The organism is Tabrizicola sp. (assembly GCF_034366665.1).
Classification (GTDB): domain Bacteria; phylum Pseudomonadota; class Alphaproteobacteria; order Rhodobacterales; family Rhodobacteraceae; genus Tabrizicola.
Window position 1 is genome coordinate 1 of sequence record NZ_JAXMMF010000040.1, and the last position, 15,676, is coordinate 15,676.

Below are 15,676 nucleotides of genomic sequence, written 5' to 3' on the forward strand. Positions count from 1 at the left end.
GTCGGCCAGGAAGAAATGGCGCAAACTCGATGGTCAGAACCGCCTGCCCGAAATCATCCAGGGGGTTGAATTCCGCGACGGCATCAAGCACGAATTCAAAGCCGCCTGATCAAACCGTCACCAACTTTCGGTCATAGCTCCCGGCTGCGCCGTCGGCCCGACAGTCTTCCTTTGCATCAGCTCGTCGGCCAACCGACGACACTTGACGCATTTGTGAAAACCACCTACCCACCGCATCTGCGACCGGGCCCCTCTGACAGGTATCTGCATGCCTGTGATGTCGGCGCTGAGAGATTGGGGCCTGTTGTCTTGCTGCCACATCCCCGTCACAAGCAACGCTTAGTCGCGAGAATACAATGGATTTTCTTTTCTACGAAGTGATCGACAAGCCGCTTTGGCTTTGGCTGATGTTCTTGACCATCGTGGTCGCGCTGATGATGTTTGACCTTGGCGTGCTGCACAAGGAAGATCATGAGATCGGGGTAGCCGAAAGCCTGAAGCTGTCGGCCTTCTACATCCTGATCTCGATCGCATTTGGCGGGTATATCTGGTGGGCTTGGGCGAACGGCACGCTGGTGACGAGTGACGGGACCAATCCGGTCGCCTCGTATTTCCAAGGCTACATCATCGAGAAGGTTCTCTCGATCGACAACGTCTTCGTCATCTCGCTGATCTTCGGTTACTTTGCGATTCCGCGGAAGTACCAGTACCGCGCGCTGGTCTGGGGCATCATCGGCGTGATCGTGCTGCGGGGCATCATGATCGCGATCGGTGCAGAACTGGTTTCGAACTACAAGTGGATGACGCTGGTCTTCGCGGCCTTCCTGGCCTTTACCGGCATCAAGATGCTGTTCACCCAGGAGGGTGAGGCCGACGTGTCGAAGAACCCGATGGTCGGGATGGTTTCGAAGGTCATGAACGTGACCAAGGAACTTCACGGCCAGAAGTTCTTTGTGCGCCAGCCGCATCCGGTGACCAACAAGATTGTGTTCTTTGCAACGCCGCTGTTCGTGGCGCTGGTTGTGATCAACTTTGCCGACGTGATCTTTGCAGTCGATTCTGTGCCGGCAATCTTTCTGATCACCACAGACACGTTCATCGTCTACACGGCCAACATCATGGCGATTCTCGGCCTTCGCGCACTCTACTTCGCGCTGGCCGCATTGGTGCATCGCTTCCACTATCTGAAATACGCGCTGGCTTTGGTGCTGGTGTTCATCGGGCTGAAGGGTTTTTACAGCTACTTCTTCGGCAAGTTCGACCCCTACCTGTCGCTGGCGATCACCATCGGCATCATCGCAGCGGGCATCTTCTATTCGCTGTGGAAGACCCGGGACGGTGGTGACGACGGGCACGGGACAGAGGTCAAGGCGGCCGAATAACGCCGCCACCTGAGGCAGGCAGAGCAGGCGCCCGTCCCGGATCTTCGGGGCGGGCGTTTTCTATTGCGGGGTCTGCCGGATCTGGCTTGCCAGGTCGTGGCCCTTGGGCACGCCGGCGATGCGCAGGACCGACAGGCCCAGCGTCACATCCACCGCGCCATCCGGCCGGCGTGCGACGATGGGCGGCTTCGGCCAGGCGGTCAGGTCATAGACCTGGTCGGGCTGCCACTGGCTGACATGGGTCACTCCGCCATAGGCCAGCACGAAGACCACTGCCCCTGGTCCGGGGTCGATCAGGTTGATCCCGCTTCCCGCATGGACCGTGTCATTCCCGCCCCCCAGCCGCACCGTGTTCCGGCCCGGTCCGGTCTGCACCACGGATGACCCGTCGCCATCATGCAGCTCGTCGTTCCCATGTCCGCCGAAGATCCGGTTCCGCGCCGCCGTGCCAATGATCGTGTCATCGCCGGTGCCCCCGTCCAGCACGTCGCGCCCGCCGCCGCCGACCAGACGGTCATTCCCCGCCCCGCCGTAAAAGAAATGACGCGAGCCTTCGTGCACGGTGATCGCCTTCAGGACATCATCACCTTCGCCGCCGTAGAAGGTCGCGCCGCCGTATTTCGGTCCGATCATCACGTCGTTCCCGCGTGAGCCACGGACGTCGACCATCACCCGCTCTGTCGTCTCGAAGGTGATCGGGCTGTCGGGATGCGCCACGATCCGCAGGACGCGGCTGGCCTTTTCAGCGGCGGTGGCGTTCTCGTTGCGGGCCAGCACGGTGGCGATGCGGATGTTCTCGACGTTCATCGGGCAGTGCAGGACATAGTCGTCCGGGCCGCCCAGATACCAAAGCGTGTCGTTGCCGCCGTCCTTCGTCTCGCGGATCTTCTCGGCCTCGGCGCCGTAGACCCAGTAGTTGTCGTTGCCGCGGTGCCCCTCCAGCACGACGGAGCCATCGACGGCCATCATCGCGTTGACCCCATCCGCCGGATTCTCGAAGCCGCGCAGGTCCAGGCCCAGGTCCAGCGCGCCCTTCACCAGCTCGCCCCGCAGGACATCCATCGGAGCGGTCGCGATCAGGTTTTCAGTCTCGCCGGGGTCGGCGACGACGTCGTAGACATGCTCTTCGCCGTTCGGATAGCGGAAGTAGCGGAACTGGCGATACCCCTCGATCGAGGGCCGCACCGACAGCGTCCCGAAGACCGAGGTGATGGGCGATTTCGTCTCGTCGAAGGTGCCGAAACTGGGGTCGATCAGGGGCAGAAGGCTTTGCCCCGACACCCAATCGGGGCGCGGCGGCAGGCCGGCAAGCTGCAGGACCGTTTTGGGAAAGTTGTGCAGACTGACCGGCAGGTCCACGACTCGGCCCTCCTCCATCCGCGGTGACCAGATGCCCAGCGGCACATGGGCGGCGCTGTCCCACTGGCTCATCTTGTGAAAGCTGTCGTGGTTGCCAAGGTTGAAGCCGTTGTCCGACAGGAAGATCACCGTCGTCCGGTCGCCCAGAGGAGACGCCTCCAGCGCGGTCAGGAAGCGCCCGATCTCGTGGTCGACATGGCTGATCGCAGCGAAATAGGCGCGCACCACCTGCCGCCAGCCGTCATCGCCGCCCTTTTCCGGTGTCCAGTTGCCGTTGGCGATATAGGCCGCCTCATAGACCGCAAAGCCGGGGGGCGGGCCGTAGTAGTCCTCGGGCGCGGCGATGTCGGGCCAGCGGACATCGGCAGGGTCATACAGCTGGTAGAACCGGTCCGGGCATTCCAGGTTGTAATGCGGGTGCTTGAAGCCCAGCTGGATCAGGTGCCGCCGCGCGGGATCGGCTCGGCCCAGAAAGTCGATGGCATTCTGCGCGACCGTAAAGTCATAAAACTTGTGGTCCTGGGACCCGTCGTCGTCGGGATGGTTCACCCCCGCGATCCCTGGCCCCCGATCCAGGTACAGCTTCATCTTGGTCCGTCCGCCGGAATCATGGGCCGTGGGTTCCTCGTGAAACAGCACCCGGCGGAAGCGGATTGGCATCGGCGTATAGCTTGCGTCCACCTTGCCGGTGGTAAAGTTGTAGAACCCAGCGCGCCGCAGGTCGTAGGCCCAGACCTTCTCTGGCGGCAGGACCTGGCGCCAGAAGCGGTTCAGGTCGACAAGCCCGGTGCGGAATGGTGACAGGCCGGTTGCCAGCTCGGCCCGGCAGGGGGCGCAGAGGGGGATCGTCGCATAGGCGTTGCCGAAGCGCACGCCCCGGTTCAACAGTCGGTCCAGGTTCGGGGTCTGGATGCGCAGCCCGAAGGTGTCGCGCCAGGTGAAGATGTCGATCATGTCATCGACCCAGATGACACAGATATTGTCGTTCCTGATGCTGTCGGCGGTGAACGCCATCACGGCCCGCCTTCGGTCAGCTTCAGTCGGGCGGGCAGCGCCCAGCGGCGCAAGGGTCCGTCGCCGAAGGCGCCGCGCAATGCGCCCCGGTTCGCCGGATAGGGGCCTTGGCCCGGCTCTGTGCCGTGGGCATAGGTGACGTAGACCTGCCCTTCGGGCCGCTTCGAACAGCGCAGGATCAGCGCCTTGGTGTCGTATTTCCCGAACTCGATCCCGGTGATCCTGGCACCGTTGGTGACGCCTTCCAGCGCAAAGCCCGCGGTTTCGCCCGCGCCGAACGGATCATCGGGGTCAATCATCAGCGCATCCTGCGCCTCGCAGATCACGCGGATGTCGTCGCCCGCCCGCTCGGCCAGCTGGATCACCGGGCAGTGCCAGCGCCCGCCGCCGTGGACTGCCAGCAGCGCCTCGGTCATCAGAAGTGCCTTCTCGGCCCGGCCTGCATCGGTCAGCCGCCCGGTATCGTCGATCTGGAAGGCATAGGAGGGCGCAGCAAACACCAGTCGGTGATCGGCGTGGTTCCACGACAGCTCCCACTGGCCCTCAAGCCCCGGACCACGGGTCACATCCAGCGTGCCGCAGTCGAACGAGGTCAGGAAGATCGGCCGCGCCAGGCCATGTTTCGCCATGCCGCGGGTGATCCGCTCCATCAGCGCGATCATCCCGTCGCGGTAGGCCACGGGGTCGCCGCTAAGGTCTTCCAGCGTATAATCCAGCACCACCGCCAGCACCTGCGCCCGCGTGCCCAGCCGGGCAGCGGCGGCCTGCAGGTTGGCAAAAGCCCGATCGAGGTTCGCCACGGCGGCCCCCGACCCCAGGTCATGCGCAGAAGAGGACATGTCGGTCTCGGCCCGGACCAGGACCAGCGGGAGTGACTGATGCGCCGCCCGCCGCCGCGCCAGAAGTTCATCGGCGATCATCGCCTCGACCGTCAGCTCGCGCAGGGGTTCCAGGGCGGCGGTCTCGGCCGCCTCGCCCTCGCCGCCCATGCCCACCGCGCCGATGTCGTCCGCCGGGGCCAGCACGTGCCAGCGAAACCGCGCCGGACCGGGTGAGCCAAGCCCCGCCCGCGCCCCGCCGATCCCCAGCACTGCCATCAGCGGGCCGCGCGTCTCGGCGATGACCGCCCCGCCTGACACGTGCCGGCGATAACCGCGCGGGCCGTCCGCGCCGGGCATGTTGGCCTGGAAGAACACCCAGTCCCCCTCGCGCCGGGGGGCCCAGAGGTCGATCTCCTCGGGCAGGTCGGGCAGGGGCGGCGATTCGGAGGGCGGCGCGGTCTGCGGCTTCAGATCCAGCCGCGCGGCGATGTCGGCGATCACCTTGTCCGACAGGCGCAGGACCAGCCCCGTTGCGTCATAGCGGATCACGTCGCCGTTTTCGGCCCGGATGATCACGCCTTGGGTCGGGATGTCGTCACCCATCAGAACAGCACCTTGAACCTTTCGGGCAGCCGGTAAACCCCTTTGGGACGCGCGCCGCCGGGGGCGAAGTAGACCACCTTCTTCTCACGCCAGCCGTCCACCATTTCCTGCCGGAACTCGGGGAAGTCCACCGTCTCTCCCCTTGGCTTTTCCTTGGACAGGGCCTTGTAGGTGTCCCAGGCGGTGTCCCAGCCGGTCTTTTCCCGCTCCACCTCCTCCAGCGCGCCGCTTTGGATCACGCGCTGGGCGCGGCGGGTCGCCAGGCGCTTTTCGGTCATGTCATGGTCGATGAAGCGCAGGTGGAAGAGGTAAAGATGCGGGTCCAGATGCAGCTTCGGGTGGTTGGCGAAATGCCCGCCGGGCGCCAGGTCGATCCGGTCGCAGGTGATGCAGGGCTTGGCGTAGTTCGCGTTCAGCCGGAAGATGCGGCGGACGTCCAGGATGTTGCGGTCGTCACTGATCGGCTCGGGCTCCAGGCCTGGGTTGTGCACCATCTCGATGGCAAACGGAGTGATCACCCGCGGCCCCTTCTTCTGCGCCGAATACTGCGCGAGGTAGTCCGGCAGGCTGTCCGACACGGCGGGATCGACGCAGACGATCTCGTCCACATCGCCGACCAGCACCCAGTTGTAAAAGTTGGTAAAGCCCGAGGTCAGCCGCGACAGCATCTGCCAGCGCCGCTGGTTGAAGCAGTTGCGGGTTTCGTCCAGCGGCAGGTAGATCACATTGCAGCCTTCCGCGATCCGCTTGTGTTCGGGGTCGCCGCCGTGGGACAGGACAAAGCAGTTCTCGCGGCCCAGCTGGCGACCGTAATACTCGACCCAACGGGACAGGAAGAAGTGATCCCCGCCCACCATGGTCATCGCCATCATCCGGCCGCGTGTCTGGTCCATTCCGCCGTTCCTGCCTGCCGCACCCGCATAGCATGAGCGGAAAGCCGGGGCCTAGTCTCTCCGCATGCCTCGTCAAGCACTTCGTGCACTCGTCGGTGGGCCGCCCAGCGAGGAGTGCACGAAGTGCTCGACGAGCGTTACCCAAAACTCGCCTTCAGTGCGTTCGCCGCCGCCCGTCGCGCCCGGCGGATGAAGACCTTTTCCTCGTCCGGGAGGTCCGCCCCCAGCCGCAGCATCGCGTCGGCCGCGCGGATCACCAGCCCAGGCCGCCCCCGGTTCGCGGCGGCTGCCAGCAGCGCGCGCTGCCACTTCGGCACGTCCCGTCGTGCGCGGTAGGCGGCCCAGAACGTGGGGTCGACCTCGTCCGCCTTGACCAGCTGGTCGATCAGCAGCGGGAAGCACCCCGATTTCAGCACCACGCGGATCGCTTCATGCGTCGTGAAGGGGGCCCGCAGCAGCTGCACATTCGGCCCCGTCAGCCGCGCGGCATGGGCGCGATCCTCGGGGACGAAGGGGTCATAAAGAACGACTGCCCGCCGGATGTAGGGCATGGCGGCAGCGGCATCCAGGAAGGGCATCCCCTCCCAGTTCGATTTGCGGACCGCGAAGGGAAACCGCTGCTCGAAGGGCGCGATGACCTTGTTCATCGTCGACTGCGGGCTGAAGGCCAGCACCCGCGCCTCGGGGATCAGGGGGGCGAAGTTCAGCGCCGCGAAGCCGCCCATCGAGGCCCCGGTCAGCACCACGCGCCGGAAGCGGCGGAAGAAGCCCCGCTCCTCCAGCCCGCGCAGCAGGGTGGGCGCGGATGGCTGACGGAACCAGTCCTTCGCATGGCTTTGCACCCCCAGGACGGAATGGCCCAAAGGCTCCAGCCGTCTCCAGGCCCAGGGCGCGCGGGGCCAGCCTTCGTCGATGGTGGCAAGGTTGTCGAACGACACGATCAGGGCGTCGCCAGCCCCCTCGAACCACAGGTTTGCATGGTCGCCCCGGATCAGGAAGCGCCCGGACCGGGCAGCACCGTCCAGCCCCATCTCGGGCGGCACGTCCAGGGCGGGGGCAGGGGTGTCCACCTAGTAGTCCCAGCGGACATGCCGCCGCAGGGCCGCCAGCGCCGCCTGATCCTCGGCCTCTGCCGAACCTGGAAGCGACCGGTCGGGCCAGAACAGCACCTCGTGCAGACGAGACTGCCCCAGCGTCTTGGCCAGCCCCGCCCGGTTCGACCGGCAGCCGATGAAGAAATCCGCCTGATGCGCCAGACCCGGCACCTTGCCCGATGCCTCTGCCGATTGCCCGTCCATCTCCAGCCGCAGCGTGCGCCCGTCAAAGCCCAGGATCACCAGCTTCGCCCCCGCGCCGCCGATCAGCGGCAGCGCCACTTCGACCGAGGCGGCCTTGTCCTTCGCCAGCACGCGCCCATCGGCCTCGGCCAGGAAGATCAGGTTGTTGGTCTGTCCGGTGAAGATCGTGGCCAGTGTCCGCGCCTCGCCCTGCGAGCGGTAGATCACCGCCACGGTGAAGGCCTCCACCTCTGCGGCGAAGCCTGGCAGGGTGAAGCCGCAGTTCAGCCCATCCTGGCAGATCAGCGCGCCTGGAGGTCCGGCTTCATACCGGCTGTTGCCGCTGTTCGGGGTCGCCGCCCCCGCCTGGACTGCCAGCACGGAATCCCGCCAGCCGGTGATCTGGCCGTCGGTGCGCACCAGATCAGCCTCGCGCGCGATGAAGCGTGCGCCGCCGGTGGCCAGCACCGCCTCGGCCAGCAGGGCATCGTCGCCCCCGACCAGAACCCCCGGCGGCAGTTTCGCGGCAAGTGTCAGCATCAGCCCTCCGAAAGCGCCATTGTGCCGGTCGCCGCCCAGTGCCGCAAGCCTTGCGCCCCCGCCTGGATCATCACCAGCGCCCGCGTCAGGATCAGCGCGCCATAGGCCGCGTTATGGTGTTCGTAATCCGCCTTCGCCAGATGGTCCCCCACGGCATAGGCCGGATCGGTGAACATCCCGTCCACCACCGTCTTGTCGGGCTGCGGGATCAGGTCGATCCCATCCTCGGCAGCGGCGGCGGCCAGGACCGTCCAGAACCACGGCAGCTTTTCAGCCATGAGCCGCGCCATCGTCGGGCTGACCGAGGCGGCAAACCGCTCGGGGTTGGCGGTGTAATATGCGACCGGGGCCAGCAGCACCCGCGCCGTGCGAGTCGCGGCCAGACCCGCGGCCAGCTGATAGCCCTGGTAGGCCCGCAGCCCATCGGCCAGGAACCGCCGCTGCAGGCCTTCGCTGACGAAAGGCCCCTCGGCCAGAGCGGTCAGCAGCCTGAAGAACACCCGCCACGGATAGATCCGCGCCCCCATCACCAGGATCGCGTCGAAGTCCGCCGCTGGCAAAGTGGTTCGCCCCTTCGCGTTGAACCGGGCGAAGCGGCTGGCCACGGCGGCATCTGGCGGATGGATCGCGCCGTCGCGGAATTCCAGATAGCGGAAGCGGCCGCCGACATTGCCCCAATATTCCAGATCGACTTCCCCGACGTCGACCAGCCCCTGCGCCTCGGCCTGGCGGACGCAAGCGTAGTGGCTGTCGCCAAAGACGCACAGGCGCGGCTTAGACATCGCGCTGGTCCGGAGCGAAGGCCGCCAGCAGTTCTTCCTCGCAGCGCAGTTCCTCGGCCTCGGTCAGTTCGGGTTCCGGGGCCTCTTCGGTCGGGGAAACCGGCGTCGGGGGCAGGGACGTCCGAGGTGGTGTCGCCACCGTATCGCCCCCGAAAGCCGCCGCCTGGTCGCGGAAGAACTGGGTCATCACGTGGTCGACGCCTTCGGGCAGCACGGACCTCAGGTTCGGTGCGAAGAAGCGGCCCCGGTAGGCGGGGTGGGTGATGATCTCGTAGGACGGAAAGTAGTCCACGCGCACCTGCGCCGCGACCAGTTCGGACGCCACCGCGCGCAAGAGCGACTTGGAATGGCTGGTGGCCGTCAGCACGTGTTGCCCGGACGCCGTCGCGGTCAACGGCACGGGAGACACCGTCAGCAGCACCTTCAACCCCCGGTTCGCCCGGAACAGCAACCGCAGTGCCGAGGTCATGTCGTCCATCAACGCGCCGAAACCGTGGTTGACGAAGCCGTGCCGATGGGCGTCGAACTGCCCCGCCACGGTGCCCGGACAGACGGCATATTCCACGCCTGTCGCCTTGTCATGCCAGGCCTCGGTCAGGCCCATCGTGAAGACGAAGACCTGCGCCCCCCTGACCGCCGCCGCGATGGCCGTCAGCGTCTCACTGCGTGAGATCAGCAGCTCCTTGACCGAGACGAAGCCCCCCGGCTCTACCCCCGGGCGGAAGGGGTCGTAGTAGCGGCCGTCCTTTTCCCAGGCCTCTTCGGGCGGCTTCGCGTCGGTCAGCGCCCAGGTCAGCCACTGCCGCAGCATCCGGGGCGTGTAGATGTTGCCGGTACGGAAGCTGAAGGTGCCATAGTGATAGTCCCGCCGCTGGTCCGCCGTCAGGCCCGCTGGTCCTGGCTCGAAATCCAGCCAGCGATAGCGCCGGGCGACCAGCGCCTTCGCGAAATGCTGGGCAAAGCAGGACCCGGCAGTCACGATCCGCGTGCGCCGCTTGATCGGATAGCGCGGTGACCAGAGTCCGCTGATCTCCAATGGGTCCCGGTCGGCGACGGCGGTGCGCCAGAAGCTGTGCTCGGGAAGGGTCTCATAGGGATGCGGCATGCGCGGGCGGTCCTTGGCTTCGCTCAAGGATAGGGGACAAGGGTTTCGGGAAGGTCAACCGCTTTCCCGCCGCCGCTTCCACTGTCCCGCGCGGGCGTGGTAGCCTTGTCCCATCATGCCCAGCCTCTGCCGCGACTGCCTGACCCTGACTGACAGCCCGGTGTCGCGCTGCCCGACCTGCCGCTCGCCCAGGATGGTCGCGCATGGCGAACTGACGCAGCTGTCCATTGCCCATATGGATTGCGACGCCTTCTACGCCAGCGTCGAAAAGCGCGACAACCCCAGCCTCCGCGACCAGCCCGTCATCGTCGGCGGCGGCACGCGCGGCGTCGTCTCGACCTGCTGCTACATCGCGCGCATCAAGGGCGTCCGCTCGGCCATGCCGATGTTCCAGGCGCTGAAACTCTGCCCCGAGGCGGTGGTCGTCAAACCCCGTTTCCCCGCCTACACCGAAGCCTCCCGGGCCATCCGCGCAATGATGGAGGACCTGACCCCCTCGATCGAACCCCTCTCGCTGGACGAGGCCTTCCTCGACCTCACCGGCACCGCCCGCCTGCACGGCGCACCCCCCGCCGTCCTCCTCGCCCGCCTGACCAAACGGATGGAGGATGAGTTGGGCCTCACCGGCTCCATCGGCCTGTCGCACAATAAGTTCCTGGCGAAGATCGCGAGCGACCTCGACAAACCGCGCGGCTTTTCCGTCATCGGCAAGGCGGAAACCGAGGCGTTCCTCAGGCCCAAACCCGTCCGCATCATCTGGGGCGTGGGCCAAGCCACCCAGACCGCGCTGGAGTCCGCAGGCATCCGCACCATCGCCGACCTCCTCCGCTGGGACCGTGCCGACCTTGGCGCGCGGTTCGGCAGCATGGGCGACCGCCTCTGGCACCTCGCGCGCGGCCTTGACACCCGCCGGGTGAACCGCGACGAAAAGCTGAAGTCGATCTCCAAGGAAACGACGTTCTTCGAGGACACCTCGGACCCCGACCTCCTCGACGGCCACATCTGGCGCCTGTCCGAGCAAGTCGCCGACCGCGCCAAGGCCAAACGCCTCTCGGGCCGCACGGTCACGCTCAAGCTGAAGAAGGGCGACTTCCAGCTGGTCACCCGTCGCCATGCCCTGAACGACCCGACCCAACTGACCGACCGCATCTACCGCGCCGCCCGAGACCTTTTCGACCACGCAGGAACAAACGGCCCCTTCCGCCTGATCGGCGTCGGCATCTCCGACCTCGCCCCCGAGGATCAGGCTGACCTCTCTCATGACCTCCTGGACCCCAACGCCACCAAACGCGCCGCCGCCGAACGCGCCACCGACGCCATCCGCGCCAAGTTCGGGGCCGAAGCGATCATCAAGGGCCGAGCCCTGCGCTGACCCGCTCCTCGCTCGCGTTCCGCATCGCTCCTCGCTGATCGTCCGGGAGCGCTAAGGCAGCACTAAGGCAGCACCGGGCTCAGCAACAACTTCGGGGCCTCGCTCTGAAGTGCTGTTGATCTTCGATGAACAGGTTTCGATTTCGCTTGCTCGTCAATGATGGGACGTAAGGGTCATTCCCATCCTTCCAGGCGTCATTGTGGTTGGCGGCCCGCCAGGTATAGCGGTCCGTGTTGAGCACCGCCCAGACCGACGCCAGCACCACCGCAGCAATAGCAGAAACAACCCCTGCTTCACCCCAAATCACCAACCACCCGCACCGCCTGACCCTACAACACTCCACCATTACCTTTCACCTGGCACCAAATATCCCCGCCGGAGGCCCTTCGCCCGAGCCCAGTGCGCGCCCTTCGCGCGCATTGGGCGAGACAAAAGGCTTGCGCGTCAGCGCTCAATTTGAAAACCGCGCCAACCCGCGGTCACACCGGGCATCTGAAGCGCCAATCCCTGACGGCCACAACCAAACCCTTGAAACCTTTCATCCGCAAAACCGCGCCACGCGTGGTGCGCTACTCCGCTGCCAGCCGAACTTCGCCTGCGCCCGAGACCAGCTCTGCCACCACCCCGGCAATCAGCGACCGGAAGGCCCTGAACCCGGTCAGCGGTTCGACCCGCACTTCGTCCATGTACAGCGCCCGGTCGATCTCGACCTGCACGACATGCACTCCGCGCGAGGGCCGCCCGTAGGCCTGCGCCACGTAGGCCCCGGCGAAGGGCGCGTTCCGGCCGACCCGCAGGCCTGCGCCCGCGAAGGCCGCCTCGACCCGCTCCATCACCTCGCGCCCCGCCGTGGCACCGTAACGGTCACCCAGCACCACCTCGGGCCGGGGCTGGCCGGGGCGGGTATGCGCCTCGATCGCCTCGTGCGGCATGGAATGGCAGTCGATCAGCACGGCCTGGCCAAACTCGGCCCGCACCTCTTCGATCAGACCGGCAAGCGCCTGGTGATAGGGGTGCCAGTACCGCTTCAGCCGCGCCTCGGCCTCGGCCAATGGCAGCTTGCCACGATAGATCGACCGCCCCCCCGCCACCACGCGGGGAATCACCCCCAGGCCGGACGAGATTCGCGGGTTGTGCGGTACACGCATCAACCCCTCGATCACCGCGGGGTCCAGCTCATCCGCCGCACGGTTCAGGTCGATATAGGCCCGCGGCACCCGCGCGGCCAGAAGCGGAGCGCCAAGGTCGGGCGCCATCCCGAACAGATCATCGACAAAGGCATCTTCCGAAGACCGGATCGTGCGCCTGTCCAGCACCGCCTGGGCCAGGAATGCGGCCGGATAGTCCCGCCCGGAATGGGGCGAGGCGAAGATCGTCGGCCCGGACCGCCGTTCCGGGCGGGTCAGGACATAGGCCTCGGTCTCTGTCCGCCCCACATGCGCCTCCGTTTTCATCCTTTGATATAGCCCCATTATTCCGAAAGCCAAAACCCCTTGCAGGCCCCGGCGCTTGCCAGTATAGACCCGCCGACCGACGCGGTTCTGCCCGCGTCCTTTTCGTTTCACCGAAGGGGACAGGACGGGGCCGCAAAGGCGAAGTGGGCGGTTAGCTCAGCGGTAGAGCACTACGTTGACATCGTAGTGGCCACTGGTTCGATCCCAGTACCGCCCACCATTCACCGCTTCCCGCAAGGGGGCACGTTTGTTTTCACTGGCGCAGACGCGCCGCGAACAAGGAGAAGATCGATGAAGGTTGCGAACTCGCTCCGCTCGCTGAAGACGCGTCATCGCGATTGCCAGGTCGTGCGCCGCAAAGGCCGCGTCTATGTGATCAACAAGACGCAGAAGCGCTACAAGGCCCGCCAGGGCTGAGCAGCTTCCGGCTGACGGAATCAGAGGCCGCTGGGGGAAACCTCGGCGGCCTTTTCCTTTGCCGCCGCTCGTCGATGACTTCGTCACTCCTCGCTGACCCCGCGACGAGAAGACGAAGTCGCACGAGGAGCCGCCACCGGGCGCAGGTCTGTTCGAAAGAACTTGCAGAATCCTTCGAAGGGTTTTGTCGTGACCTCACCCGCAGTGCCCGAAAGCCCCCCCGCCATGCACCCGAATCCCGCCTTTCGACAGGAACCCCGCGCCCGGAACCTCGCCTTCGCCCGCGCCCGCGGTTTCGGCATCCTGTCGATCAACGGCCCCGAAGGCCCGCTTGCCGCCCACATCCCCTTCCTTCTCAACGCTGACGCCAGTTTTGCCGAGCTGCACCTGGCGCGGTCGAACCCCATCGCCCGTGCAGGACTGCCCGCCCCCGCGCTGATCGCCGTGGCGGGGCCGGACGCCTACATCTCGCCCGATTGGTATGGCCCGCACACCGACGTCCCCGATCAGGTTCCGACCTGGAACTATGTCGCCGTCCACCTGCGCGGGACCTTGGAGCCTTTGCCCGAAGGCGCGCTTCGTCCCCATGTCGATGCCCTGTCAGCGGAACACGAAAGCCGAATCGCGGGCAAGCGCCCCTGGACCAGCGCCAAGATGACCGAGGGCGCGATGCCCCGGATGATGCGGATGATTCTGCCCTTCCGATTCCAGGTGACGGCGGTCGAGGGCACGTGGAAGCTGAACCAGAACAAGACCCCCGAAATCCGCGCCCGCGCGGCGGTGGCCCTGTCGCAGGGCAATGCCCATGCGCAGGACATTGCCGCCTTGATCCGCCAGGACCTTGGCTAGCGGAAAACATTGCCGGACCGCGTCCGGCATGGCAGGTTCCCCGCGATCCAGATCGACGGGTTGCGCATGAAGGTCATCCACCGTTCCGACCAGCTGCTTGTGATCGAGGACAGGCCCTGGTTCATCGGCATCCTGATGATCGGCATGACGCTGATCTTCCTCTTTGGCAGCATGAAGCTGCTTGCGGCGGGCGAGGTCTTTGGTGGCCTGATGATGCTTCTGGTCGGCGGGGGTGTTCCGATTCTGATCGGCGCGCTTATGGTGCGCCGGGTGCGGCTGACCTTCGACCGTGCCCAAGGGGCGGTGACTCGCACCAGCCGCTCGGTCGGCGGTCTGACACGCGAGGTATATGCGCTGGACCGGGTCGAGACGGCGCAGCTTGGCGCCAGCACGGACAGCGATGGCACGACCTACCGGACCGAGTTACGGCTGCGGGACCCGTCGGAGATCGTGCCCTTCACCAGTTACTACACCAATGGCCGCAAGCCCGAGCGGATGGCCGAGGCGGTGAATGGCTGGCTGACCGCCCCCGATCAGGTTCAAGCGCCGCCAAGGGCTGCGGAGGTCCGTTAACATTCCGTTGCCGTCCACGGCCAAGCCATTGAAATCAAGTGTCTTGCCGGGAATGTCCACCGTGGACAGTCTCAAGCCCGGTTTACACCCGGCCCCCTGCCGCCCTAGACTTCCCCCATCATCCCGGAGGTCCCCATGCCCCTGCCCCTCGCCCCCCTGATCCCGCTGGCCGTGCGCCTTGGCCTTGTCGCCTCGACGAGCTGGGCGGTGACCCGATGGGTCCGCTCTGCCGCGTATCCCGGCCGCACCGATCAGCGGGCCGAGGATGCGCTGGACGAGCTGGGCGAAGGTCTCACGGTCCACCACCCTGCAGACCGGGCCGCCGACAGTCCGGGGGATCGGCAGACCAATGCGACAGCAAGGCTCCGTCGGGTGGTCCGCTTCCGGGGCAAAGCCTATGAAGTGGACGCCAGCCTGATGGCCCGACTCCGCCTGCGCGAGACCGACGAATGAAACTGTACCACGCCCCCGCCTCGCCCTTTGTCCGCAAGGTGATGGTCCTGCTGCACGAGGCCAGGGCCACCGACCGTGTCACGCTGGTCCCGGCTTCCGGAAGCCCCCTTGACCCTGGCACCCTGCCCATCGACCGAAACCCCCTGGGCAAGATCCCTGCGCTGGAGCGTCCCGACGGCCCCACGCTTTATGACAGCCGGGTGATCACCCGCTACCTGGACGACCTTCTGCAAGCCCACCTCTATCCCGCCGCCCCGCGGCTGTGGGACACTCTGGTCATCGAAGCCACTGGCGACGGCATCGCCGAGGCCGCCGTCCTGATGCGGTACGAGACCTTCGTTCGCCCCGAGGCTACCCGGTCCCCCGCCTGGGCCGACGCGCAATGGCAGAAGATCGCCCGCGCCCTGGCCGCGCTGGAACAGCGCTGGATGAGCCACCTCTCCGGTCCGCTGGACATGGGCCAGATCGCGGTTGGCAGCGCGCTGGGCTACCTGGACTTCCGGCATGCCGACCGCGACTGGCGGGCAGGCCATCCCGCTTTGGCCGACTGGTATGCTGCCTTCGACGCCCGCCCCGCGATGCGTGCCACCGCGCCCGACGCCTGACCCGCGCGTCTGCCGCGCAACACCGGACCATTGGCCGCAGAGAAATGCGGCCCTGCGCCCCTTTGTCCGCTGGACGAGGGGGAAAGCCTTGGCTAGATACTCGCGCGGCGGGGCATGGCACATCCATTGCCCCTCAAGTCATATGGGTCGGCAACCACCGGCCTGAAAGGGGAGAAT

At 66.3% G+C, this 15,676-nt stretch carries 15 protein-coding genes and 1 tRNA gene; 8 read left to right on the forward strand and 8 right to left on the reverse strand.

Going from position 1 to position 15,676, the window contains the following annotated elements; all coding sequences use genetic code 11:
- Positions 1 to 356 precede the first annotated feature (356 nt).
- Complete coding sequence (locus U1E69_RS05225; protein WP_322243312.1) at positions 357 to 1,382, forward strand: TerC family protein; 1,026 nt, start codon at positions 357 to 359, stop codon at positions 1,380 to 1,382.
- A 60-nt stretch (positions 1,383 to 1,442) separates the two neighbouring features.
- Here the strand turns inward: U1E69_RS05225 and U1E69_RS05230 are convergent, their stop codons facing one another.
- The 7 genes from U1E69_RS05230 to U1E69_RS05260 all read right to left on the reverse strand — a co-directional run bounded on the left by U1E69_RS05230 (position 1,443) and on the right by U1E69_RS05260 (position 9,803).
- On the reverse strand, positions 1,443 to 3,755 hold the full coding sequence (locus U1E69_RS05230) for a sulfatase-like hydrolase/transferase (RefSeq protein ID WP_322243313.1): 2,313 nt from the start codon (positions 3,753 to 3,755) through the stop codon (positions 1,443 to 1,445).
- Positions 3,755 to 5,179 (reverse strand): hypothetical protein, encoded by a 1,425-nt coding sequence (locus U1E69_RS05235; protein WP_322243314.1) that lies wholly within the window; start codon positions 5,177 to 5,179, stop codon positions 3,755 to 3,757. The genes U1E69_RS05230 and U1E69_RS05235 overlap by 1 nt, the downstream gene beginning before the upstream one ends.
- Entirely contained in the window at positions 5,179 to 6,072 is an 894-nt protein-coding gene (locus U1E69_RS05240; RefSeq protein ID WP_322243315.1) for a glycosyltransferase family 2 protein, read from the reverse strand. Before U1E69_RS05240 ends, U1E69_RS05235 begins: the two co-directional genes overlap by 1 nt.
- Before the next feature lie 137 nt (positions 6,073 to 6,209).
- The gene (locus U1E69_RS05245; RefSeq protein WP_322243316.1) at positions 6,210 to 7,142 is read right to left on the reverse strand and encodes a hypothetical protein; all 933 of its coding nucleotides are present in this window, start codon (positions 7,140 to 7,142) and stop codon (positions 6,210 to 6,212) included.
- Positions 7,143 to 7,889 (reverse strand): hypothetical protein, encoded by a 747-nt coding sequence (locus tag U1E69_RS05250; protein WP_322243317.1) that lies wholly within the window; start codon positions 7,887 to 7,889, stop codon positions 7,143 to 7,145.
- Positions 7,889 to 8,671 carry a hypothetical protein gene (locus tag U1E69_RS05255; protein ID WP_322243318.1) on the reverse strand — a complete coding sequence of 261 codons (783 nt, stop codon included), beginning with the start codon at positions 8,669 to 8,671 and terminating at the stop codon, positions 7,889 to 7,891. The genes U1E69_RS05250 and U1E69_RS05255 overlap by 1 nt, the downstream gene beginning before the upstream one ends.
- Positions 8,664 to 9,803 (reverse strand): GSCFA domain-containing protein, encoded by a 1,140-nt coding sequence (locus tag U1E69_RS05260; RefSeq protein ID WP_322243319.1) that lies wholly within the window; start codon positions 9,801 to 9,803, stop codon positions 8,664 to 8,666. The genes U1E69_RS05255 and U1E69_RS05260 overlap by 8 nt, the downstream gene beginning before the upstream one ends.
- A gap of 88 nt (positions 9,804 to 9,891) precedes the next feature.
- Between U1E69_RS05260 and U1E69_RS05265 the strand changes: the two genes are divergently transcribed.
- Entirely contained in the window at positions 9,892 to 11,148 is a 1,257-nt protein-coding gene (locus tag U1E69_RS05265) for a DNA polymerase IV (protein ID WP_322243320.1), read from the forward strand.
- A 569-nt stretch (positions 11,149 to 11,717) separates the two neighbouring features.
- Here U1E69_RS05265 and U1E69_RS05270 read toward each other — a convergent pair.
- Positions 11,718 to 12,602, reverse strand: a complete 885-nt coding sequence (locus U1E69_RS05270; protein ID WP_322243321.1) for an N-formylglutamate amidohydrolase — start codon at positions 12,600 to 12,602, stop codon at positions 11,718 to 11,720.
- A 145-nt stretch (positions 12,603 to 12,747) separates the two neighbouring features.
- Between U1E69_RS05270 and U1E69_RS05275 the strand changes: the two genes are divergently transcribed.
- The 6 genes from U1E69_RS05275 (at position 12,748) to U1E69_RS05300 (ending at position 15,499) form a co-directional block, all read left to right on the forward strand.
- Positions 12,748 to 12,822, forward strand: a tRNA-Val gene (locus U1E69_RS05275).
- 71 nt (positions 12,823 to 12,893) lie between these two features.
- A complete protein-coding gene (ykgO, locus tag U1E69_RS05280) occupies positions 12,894 to 13,019 on the forward strand; it encodes a type B 50S ribosomal protein L36 (protein ID WP_023666132.1) in 126 nt (41 codons plus the stop codon).
- A gap of 225 nt (positions 13,020 to 13,244) precedes the next feature.
- Positions 13,245 to 13,868, forward strand: a complete 624-nt coding sequence (locus U1E69_RS05285; protein WP_322243322.1) for an FMN-binding negative transcriptional regulator — start codon at positions 13,245 to 13,247, stop codon at positions 13,866 to 13,868.
- Between the two features lie 9 nt (positions 13,869 to 13,877).
- Positions 13,878 to 14,441: a hypothetical protein gene (locus tag U1E69_RS05290; protein ID WP_322243323.1), complete on the forward strand. Its 564-nt coding sequence runs from the start codon at positions 13,878 to 13,880 to the stop codon at positions 14,439 to 14,441.
- Positions 14,442 to 14,576: 135 nt separating this feature from the next.
- The gene (locus U1E69_RS05295; RefSeq protein ID WP_322243324.1) at positions 14,577 to 14,894 is read left to right on the forward strand and encodes a hypothetical protein; all 318 of its coding nucleotides are present in this window, start codon (positions 14,577 to 14,579) and stop codon (positions 14,892 to 14,894) included.
- On the forward strand, positions 14,891 to 15,499 hold the full coding sequence (locus U1E69_RS05300; RefSeq protein WP_322243325.1) for a glutathione S-transferase: 609 nt from the start codon (positions 14,891 to 14,893) through the stop codon (positions 15,497 to 15,499). Before U1E69_RS05295 ends, U1E69_RS05300 begins: the two co-directional genes overlap by 4 nt.
- Positions 15,500 to 15,676 lie beyond the last annotated feature (177 nt).